This is a genomic window from Arthrobacter sp. SDTb3-6, assembly GCF_013376095.1.
Lineage (GTDB): Bacteria > Actinomycetota > Actinomycetes > Actinomycetales > Micrococcaceae > Specibacter.
In genome coordinates this window covers 22579-31734 of the sequence record NZ_JAAMFN010000043.1, presented here as the reverse complement: position 1 = coordinate 31734, position 9156 = coordinate 22579, and the positions used below count along the sequence as shown (strand labels likewise).

Annotated in this window: 6 protein-coding genes; 2 read left to right on the top strand and 4 right to left on the bottom strand. The window is 70.3% G+C overall.

Features of this window, described 5'->3' with window-relative positions; translation table 11 throughout:
* Window positions 1-720 (bottom strand): lipoyl(octanoyl) transferase LipB (lipB, locus tag G6035_RS16755; RefSeq protein WP_176618245.1); only part of this gene is annotated, 720 nt, incomplete at its 3' end.
* Window positions 721-830: 110 nt separating this feature from the next.
* Between lipB and G6035_RS16750 the strand changes: the two genes are divergently transcribed.
* Window positions 831-2615, top strand: a complete 1785-nt coding sequence (locus tag G6035_RS16750) for a protein kinase (protein ID WP_176618244.1) — start codon at window positions 831-833, stop codon at window positions 2613-2615.
* Window positions 2616-2624: 9 nt separating this feature from the next.
* Window positions 2625-6212 carry a S41 family peptidase gene (locus G6035_RS16745; RefSeq protein WP_176618243.1) on the top strand — a complete coding sequence of 1196 codons (3588 nt, stop codon included), beginning with the start codon at window positions 2625-2627 and terminating at the stop codon, window positions 6210-6212.
* A gap of 74 nt (window positions 6213-6286) precedes the next feature.
* Here the strand turns inward: G6035_RS16745 and G6035_RS16740 are convergent, their stop codons facing one another.
* The 3 genes from G6035_RS16740 to sucB form a co-directional block, all read right to left on the bottom strand.
* Complete coding sequence (locus tag G6035_RS16740) at window positions 6287-6715, bottom strand: OsmC family peroxiredoxin (protein WP_176618242.1); 429 nt, start codon at window positions 6713-6715, stop codon at window positions 6287-6289.
* A 184-nt stretch (window positions 6716-6899) separates the two neighbouring features.
* Window positions 6900-7259, bottom strand: coding sequence for a hypothetical protein (locus G6035_RS16735; RefSeq protein WP_176618241.1), 360 nt, complete (start codon window positions 7257-7259; stop codon window positions 6900-6902).
* Window positions 7260-7350: 91 nt separating this feature from the next.
* Window positions 7351-9096 carry a 2-oxoglutarate dehydrogenase, E2 component, dihydrolipoamide succinyltransferase gene (sucB, locus tag G6035_RS16730; protein WP_176618240.1) on the bottom strand — a complete coding sequence of 582 codons (1746 nt, stop codon included), beginning with the start codon at window positions 9094-9096 and terminating at the stop codon, window positions 7351-7353.
* Window positions 9097-9156 lie beyond the last annotated feature (60 nt).

Genomic DNA, 9156 nt, shown 5'->3' with positions numbered 1-9156 from the left:
CAGTGCTCCTTCCACCGGCTTGGGCTCGGGGGAGCCGCCGGTAGCAGCCGGGTTGGGGCGGGCGGCGGCCGCGTCCACAACAAGGGGTGCCAAGTGGCGGGCCGCGGCTTCCCTCAGGACGGGAAGCAGTTCCGTGGGGCTGACATCGACGCCGGTTTCCGCGGCAATGGTGGTGGTGCCGGCGTCGGTAATGCCGCAGGCAATGATCTGGGCGTAGGGGGCGAGGTCGTTGTTGGCGTTGATGGCGATCCCGTGCATGGTCACGCCGTCGTGGACGCGGATGCCGATGGCGGCTATCTTGCGGTCGGGGCCTTTGTCGTCGGCCAGCAGCCAAATGCCGGCCCTGCCGTGGACGCGCACGCCGGCCACGCCGAAGGCGGCCAGCGTCTCGATGATGATCTCTTCGAGCGTGGTCACGTATTCGCGGATCCCGTGGGCGTCCTTGAGCCTGACGATCGGATAGGCGACCAGCTGGCCGGGGCCGTGCCAGGTAAGCTTTCCGCCGCGGTCCACGTTGATGACGGGGGTGCCGTCAAAGGGCCGTTCGTGATCTTCGGTGCGTTTTCCAGCCGTGTAGACAGCGGAATGTTCGAGCAGCAGTACCGTGTTTCCCGCAGTGCCGGCGACGACGGCGTCGTGCACTGTGCGTTGATGGTCCCAGGCACCGCTGTAGTCGACAAAATCCGGGGCAAAACCGACCTCTGTGAACTCAACAGTCATGCTGCCACTTTAGAGGACGAAGCAATTTCGCCTAAATCCGAAAAGGCCGCGGCCCGCCCGCCTGTGGATAACTTTCGGCGCGAACGGCGAAAAGGGGCTATCACTGACATATGGAAGAAAACAGGGTGGCCGGGCGGCCGGGCGGGGTTCCCGTCCTGGCCGGATTCGACGCCGTGCGCCGCCTCGGCGGCGGTGCGCAGGCGGAGGTGTGGCTGGTCCGCCCGCACGACGGCGGCACTGCGCTGGCCGCCAAGTGCTTCCCGGCAGCTGCCCGTGCCGACGGCGCGGCTGCCGGGGCGGTTCCGGGACCGCCGCGTCACAATGCAACGGAGATCACACAGGAATGGCGGATCCTGGCCCAATATGACCATGAGCACCTGCTCCGCCTGCACGGGCTGGTGGAGCTGGGCGGGGCATGGCAGGGCGGCTGCGCGCTCCTCATGGACCATGCGGCCGGGGGGTCCGTCCAGGACCTGGTGGGGGCCCGCGGGCCGCTGTCCGTGGGGGAGTGCGTCACCATCCTCACGCCGCTGGGCCAGGTGCTGTCCCACCTGCACGGCCGCGGTGCCGTCCACGGCGACGTGTCGCCTGGCAATGTGCTGCTGACGGTGCAGGGCAAGCCGGTCCTGGGCGATCCCGGCCTTGGCCGGCTGACAGGCCAGGCCGGCGGCCGCACCGCCGGCACCCCGGGCTTCTTCTGCCTGCAGGACGAGGGGGTGTGCCCGGAATCCGATGTTTACGGCATGGCGGCTGTGGGCTGGTTCGCGTTGACGGGGCATGTCCCGCCGGCCACCCGCGACAGGATGCCGCTGGGGGTGTATGCCCGCAACGTCCCCGACGAGCTTGCCGCGGCCCTGGAGGCGGGGTTGTCCGGGGAAGCGGCGCAACGCCCGACGGCGGCCGCGTTTGCCCAGGCGGTCTTCCGCAGCGCCCCGGCCGAACCCGTGGCACTGGCCCAATCCGTCCACGCCAGTGTGCTGCCGGACCTGGTCACACGGCGTGAAACACGCCGGCGTGCCCCCAAATTTCTCCGGCCGGTCCTGCGAGGGCTGCGGAACGGCCGCCCGCTTGGTGGGGGACGGGGCGAGCGGGGCCTTGGCCGACGGGTCCGGACGGACGGGCAGGGCTGGCACGCCCCTGCGCCGTTCCGCCGCACCCGCGGCCGCCGGTTGCTGACCACGGCCGCCCCGGCCCTCATCCTGGTCCTCATCCTGGCAGGCGCGGGATTCACCAGTTGGGGCCTGCTGGCCGCAATGAAAACCACGGAACCGGTCCCGGCGACAGCCGCCACGCCGGCCAACACCGCGGGGAAAACCGGGGCGGACCGGCCGCCCCGCACTCCGCCCGGCACTCCACCTGTCACGGCCACGGGCGCTGCGGCTGGCAGCCGGCCGGGGGGAGCCCCCCGGGAGGCGGCGGTCCGGGCCGCCCTCGGGCAGCAGGCTGCGAAGCTGCCGGCGCCGGTCCGGGACGGCCTGCTCGCCGCGGCACCGGAGAAGGCCCTTGCCGCCCTGGCCTGGGTGCGTTCCTACGCGCTCTCCACCGCTGACGTGGAGCTGTTGGAAACTGTCAATGCGCCAGGCTCCCCGGCCATGGCCTCCGATGCCGGGATCATCCGGGCCCTCGCCAGGGCGGGGCACTCCTACAACGGCCTGGAAACCAATGTGGCGGGGGCCGCCGTCACCAGGCAGCAGCTGGTGACGGGCGGCTCCGATGCGCCGTACGCCACCGCCACGGTGCTGGCAACGGTGACCACCAGTGCCTACGCCGAGCAGGACGCACACGGCGCTGTGGTGTTCACTTCGCCGCAGGAGCAGAAGCAGCGGCTGGCCATCGTCCTGGTCCAGGTCCGTTCGCGGTGGGTGGTCCAGCAGATCCTCCCGGGCGGTGGCTAAGATACGTAAATGACCTCCTCCAGTTATCTCCGCTACCCGCACCTGCACCAGGACCTGATCACCTTCACAGCCCAGGACGATGTATGGGTGGCCCCGGTGGCCGGGGGGCGGGCCTGGCGCGTCTCCGCCGAACAGTCCCCACCACGTAACCCCCGGTTCACCCCGGATGGCAGCACCCTGGTGTGGACCGTCACGCGCGGGGAGGCACCCGAGGTGGTTGCCGCGCCGGCCGGCGGCGGGGCCGTCACCCAGCTGAGCTACTGGGGGCATGCGGGCACCAAGGTCAAGGGCTTCACCGCGGATGGCAGGGTGCTGGCGACCAGCGCCTTTGAACAGGCGGACTCGCGGCTGACGTGGGCCTACGCCGTCGACCTGGCGACGGGCCGCACCGAACGGCTCAACTACGGGCCCGTGGACAGCGTGGCCTACGGCGCCGAGGTGGGTGATGAACGCCCCGTGGTGGTCTCCTCCGTGCTCTCCCGCGAACCCGCGGCTTGGAAGCGCTACCGTGGCGGAACAGCCGGAAAGCTGTGGATCGACGCCGACGGCTCCGGTGAGTTCACCCGGCTCGTGCCGAAACTGGACGGCAACCTGTGCGATCCCATGTGGGTATCCGGGCGCATCGCCTTCCTGTCCGACCACGAAGGCCACGGCAACCTGTACTCCGTGCTCCCGGACGGCACCGGGCTGCGCCGCCACACCGACTTTGAAGGCTTCTATGTCCGCCACGCCAGCAGCGACGGCACCCGGATTGCCTTTGAATCCGCCGGAAACCTGTTCGTGCTGGCGGACCTGGACGCCAAGGCCGTGCAACTGGACATCACCCTCGGTGCCGTCAACGGTGCCCGCAGCCCGCGGCTCCTGCAGGCCGCCAAGCACCTGAACGACGTGGTGCCCACCATTGACGGCAGGGCCAGCGTGGTGGAGGCGCACGGCACCGTGCACCTGCTGACCCACAGGGGCGGGCCGGCGCGGGTCATTGCCGCCGATCCAGGCGTGCGGGCACGGCTGGGCCGGCCGCTGGGCACGGGCCACGTGCTGTACGTTGCGGACCAGGGAGGCGAAGAGGCGCTTTACATCCAGGTGCTGGCCGGTAATTCCCCGCAACGTCCCGGCGGCAGCGCTGCCGCTGCGGCCGAAACGGCCTCCGCGGAGGCAGCCGCGGCGGAGGGTCCGGACGACGCGGACCCAGGTGACGGCGCCGCGGACACCGTGCAGCTGCCCAAGCCCGTCTCGGCCCAGGCCGTCAATGTGGACACTTTCCATGTCGACGTCCCCCAGGGCGGCGCGGGCAAGCCCGCCGGCACTCATGGCGCGAACGCCGGCGCGAACGCCGGCGCAGACGGCAGCGCCGCTGACTCCGCCGCCGCGGACGGCCAGGCGGCCGTCCCGCCCACAACCGGGTCCGGCGCGGACGCCAATGGCACCGCCGCCCTGCGCCGCATCGACTACCCGTCGCGGACGCGTGCCGCGCAGGCCGTGGGCAGCCCCGACGGCGCCACCATCGCCGTCGGCACCGAATACGGCGAGGTCCTGCTGGTGGACGTTGCCACGGGCACCGTTGAGCAGCTCGCCCACACGCCCGCCGGTGCCGTGGGCGAACTTGCCTTCAGCCCCGACTCTGCCTGGCTGCTGTGGAACGAACCGGTGGACACGGGGGAGAACCGCTCCAGGCTCCGCCTGGCAGCAGTGGCGCCCATGGCCGGCCGGGACCGGATCCTTGAGCTCACCGACGGCCGCTTCCTGGACTTCAGCGCGGACTTCACGCGCGACGGGAAATACATTGCGTTCCTGTCGCGGCGCAGCTTCGACCCCGTCTATGACACGCACTCCTTCGACCTCAGCTTCCCCGCCGCCACGAAGCCGTTCCTGCTGGCCCTGGCCGCGGACACGCCCTCGCCCTTCGGGCCCGACGCGGACGGCATGCCACAGCCGGGAACCACTGAACCGGGGACCACCGCCACGGACACCCCTGCGGCCACCCGCGTGGATGTGGCCGGCCTGGCCGCGCGCATCATCGCCGTGCCCGCCATGCAGGACCGCTACACGGCGCTGAAGCCGGTCAACGGCGGCCTGCTGTGGCAGCTTGACCGCAGCGGCGGCACCACCGGCGAGGGCCTGGCCAGCACCACCGACAAGCCGGCCGCCGCCGTGCTGGAGCGGCTGGACCTGGCCACCCGCAAAGTGACCCGGGTGGTGGAGGAGCTGGACAGCTTCCGGGTCAGCGGCGACGGGCGCTGGGTGGCTGCCGTCCACGGCGAAAAGGTCACCGTGCTGTCCGCCACGGCGAAGGCGGGGGACGACGACGCCGAAGCCACCGAAGTGGACCTGGACCGGATCGTGCTGCGCCTGGACCCCGTCCAGGTGTGGGGCCAGGCCTTCGACGAAGCCTGGCGCCTGCAGCGCGACTTCTACTACACCCCGGACATGGCCGGAACCGACTGGGAGGCCGTCCATGCCCGGTACCGGCCCATCGTGGACCGGCTGGGCAGCCACGACGACCTCGTTGACCTGCTGTGGGAGCTGCACGGCGAACTGGGCACCTCCCACGCCTATGTGACGCCCTCGCCCGACGTCGAGGAGGGCGCCGGTGCCCAGGGCCACCTCGGTGCCGTGTTTGCAGCCACGGCCGACGGCTGTGCCATCGTCTCGATCATCGCCGGCGAGTCCTCGGACCCCGGCGCGTTTTCGCCCCTGGAGGCGCCGGGCGTCGCTGCCCGCCCCGGGGACATCCTGGAGGCAGTCAACGGCACCCCCGTGCCCGCCGGCGGGCCGGGTGCACTGCTGGCCGGGACCGCAGGCAAGATTGTCGAGCTCACCCTGCGCAGCGCCCGTGCGGGCGACGGGGAAGGCGGGGGGCCCGCACGCCGCAGGGTCGCCGTCGTGCCCCTGAAGAGCGAGGAACGCCTGCGCTACCAGCAGTGGGTGGCGGATAACCGGGCCATGGTCCGCAAGGCGTCCAACGGCAAGTTCGGCTACCTGCACGTGCCGGACATGATGCCGCGCGGATGGGCCCAGCTGCACCGCGACCTTGACACCGAGACGGCCGCCGATGCCCTGGTGGTGGACGTGCGGCGCAACCGCGGCGGGCACACCTCACCGCTCGTGGCCGAGGCGATCAGCAAGCGCATGGACGCCTGGGCAGTGGCGCGCGGGCACGGGCCGGAAATCTACCCTCCGCAGTCGCCCCGCGGGCCCGTGGTGCTGCTGACGGACGAATTTGCCGGTTCCGACGGCGACATCATCACCGCCGTGGCCAAGCTGCGCGGGATCGGCCCCGTGGTGGGCATGCGCACCTGGGGCGGCGTGGTGGGGATTGACGGGAAGTTCGCCCTGGCCGACGGCACGGGCGTCACCCAGCCCCGTTACGCCTTCTGGTTCCGGGACGGGCAGGGCTTCAACGTGGAAAACCACGGCGTTGAACCGGACATTGAGGTGCCGTTCCCGCCCCACGACCACCTGGCCGGCAACGACCCCCAGCTCGAGGCTGCGATCGGCGTGTTGCTGGAGATGCAGCGGGAGATCCCCACGGTCCGCCCGCCCGCGCTGGCCGGCTACCGCAAGCTGACCGTGGCGCCCCTGCCGCCACGTCCATAACCGGCTAAGAGCGCAGACAAGGCGGCCCCCCGCTCCGGGGAGCCGCCTTGTCTGTGCGCTTGGCGCGCGGGCGCTTAGGCGTCCAGCGTTGCGTCGAGCGTGATGGTGATGCCGGAGAGCGCGGCCGAGACGGGGCAGCCGGACTTGGCTGCGTTCGCAATGCGGTCAAAGTCCTCCTGGCTGATGCCGGGGATCTTTGCTGCCAGGGTCAGGTGGCTGCCGGTGATGCCGGTGCCGGGCTCAAAGGTGACGGCGGCCGAGGTGTTGACGTAGTCGGCAGCGTGCCCGGCGCCGCTGAGCTCGTGGGAGAAGGCCATGGCGAAGCAGGCCGAGTGGGCGGCGGCAATCAGTTCTTCGGGGCTGGTCTTGCCCTCGGCGGCTTCGGCGCGGGCCTTCCAGGTGATGTCGAAGTTGCCGAGCCCGGAACTGTCGAGGGAGACCTTGCCGGCCCCGGTGGGGAGGTCGCCGACCCAGCCGGCATGTGCGTTGCGAATCGTAGCCATGTTCACTCCTTGTGTAGTGGGTGGTGCACGCAGCCCTGTGAAACAGCTGGACGTACACGGTGAAGCGCCGCCGAGGCAGCGCCTGCTTCCAGCCTATGCCCAAAACGTGAAACGGCGCCTTCGGCCGGCCTGCCGTCGGTCATAAACCGGCAGGTGGGGCGAAGGCGCCGTTGGGGGCGTGCTGCTAGACGGACCAGAGCGTGGCGACGGCAATGTTGATCAGGGCCATGCCGCCGACGGCGTGCGCCAGGCCGGTGGGCACTTCCTGCTTGGCGGCGGCCTTGCGGTAGCCGATGATGGCCGGCACCAGCACCGCGATCGCGATGATGATCTTGACGCCGATCTTGATGTGGAACGCGGCGGACGGGCTGCCGGTGGCTTCCAGGATGCCGACAAGGGCCAGTCCCGTCACCAGCTGGGCAATGGCGCCCCAAAGCTGGATCGGCAGGACGGTGGGCGTCTTGAAACGGGCAAACCAGCCGCCCACGATCGCCGCGGCGCCGAGGACGTGCAGGAAAACCAAAATGCTCGTTAGTACAGTCATGCCCCCAGTTTACCGACAAAGTGTCCGTAAAACGGCACCGGGGTTGCCTTCCGGTGAGGAAGGCAACCCCGGTGGCTACTCGTGCTGCTGGTTACAGGCCCAGGTCGGCCTCAAACGCGCCGTCTTCCAGGCGGGCCTTGAGGGTCTGCAGGAAACGGCCGGCGTCCGCGCCGTCCACCAGGCGGTGGTCGTACGTCAGGCACAGGTACATCATGTGGCGGATCGCAATGGTGTCGTCGCCCTCGGCGTCGGTCACCACCACTGCGCGCTTGACGATGGCACCCGTGCCCAGGATGGCGACGTTGGGCTGGTTGATGATCGGGGTGTCGAACAGGGCGCCGACGCTGCCGATGTTGGTGATGGAGAACGTGCCGCCGGAGAGCTCGTCCGGACCGATCTTGCCGCTGCGGGTGCGGGCGGCGACATCGGCGATCTTACCGGCCAGGCCTGCGAGGTTGAGGTCGCCGGCGTTGGAGATGACGGGAACCAGCAGGCCCTTGTCCGTGTCGACCGCAATCGCCAGGTGCTCGGCGTTGTGGTAGGTGATCTCCTGGGTTTCCTCGTTGTACTCGCCGTTGACCTTGGGGTGCTGCTTGAGCGCCTCGGTCACCGCCTTGGCAATGAAGGGCAGGAAGGTCAGCTTGGTGCCGTTCACTGCCTGGAACTGGCCCTTGGCCTGGTTGCGCAGCTTCACGATGCGCGTCATGTCCACCTCGTGCACCTGCGTGAGCTGCGTGGAAATGTCCAGCGATTCGCGCATGCGGCGGGCAATGACCTGGCGGATGCGGGGCGCCTTGACCGTGGTGCCGCGCAGTGAGGACGGCACGACGGCGGGGGCGGCCTTGGGCGCGGATGCTGCGGGAGCGCCGGATGCCGGGGCGGCTGCGGCCTGTGCGGCTTCCGCCGCGGCCAGGACGTCCTGCTTGCGGATGCGTCCGCCGACGCCGGAGCCGGTCACCGTGGCGATGTCCACGCCCTGCTGGTTGGCCAGCTTGCGCACCAGCGGGGTCACGTAGCTGGAGTCGGTTGCGGACGCTGCGGGTGCAGTTGCGGGTGCGGGTGCAGCGGGGGCTGCAGGAGCAGCAGGCGCGGCGGCAGGGGCAGGTGCCGCGGGTGCCGGAGCGGCGGGGGCCGGAGCGGCGGGTGCCGGTGCTGCGGCGGCCGGAGCGGCGGGTGCCGGAGCTGCGGCAGCGGGAGTTGCGGCTGCGCCGGAGCCGATCACGGCCAGGACGCCGCCAACTTCAGCGGTCTCGTCTTCGGGAACCCGGATTTCCAGGAGCTTGCCGGCAACAGGGGAGGGGATCTCGGTGTCGACCTTGTCGGTGGAGACTTCCAGCAGCGGCTCATCAACGTCGACGGAATCGCCAACAGCCTTCAGCCACCGGGTGACGGTGCCTTCGGTGACGGACTCGCCGAGGGCCGGGAGCTTGACCTCGAAGGAGTCGCCGGACGGCGCAGCGGCGGGTGCTTCTGCAGCTTCAGCGGAAGCTTCTGCGGCGGCGGGAGCGGCGGGCTCTTCGGAGGGGGCGGCTTCTTCGGCGGGGGCAGCTTCTTCGGAGGGGGCAGCTTCCGTGGCGGGGGCCTCGGCAGCGGCGCCGTCGCCGGAACCGATCAGGGCCAGCGGTGCGCCCACTTCGGCGGTCTCGTCCTCGGGGACCAGGATCTGCTCCAGGATGCCGGCAAAGGGCGAGGGGATTTCGGTGTCGACCTTGTCGGTGGAGACCTCCAGCAGGGGCTCGTCCACTTCAACTCGTTCGCCGACCTGCTTGAGCCAGCGCGTGACGGTTCCTTCGGTGACGCTTTCGCCCAAGGCGGGCAAGTTCACGGATTCAGACATTTCGTCCCCGTTCTCCTTTTTGTGCGGCGCCCTCAAAGGCACCAAACATAAAATTCTTGA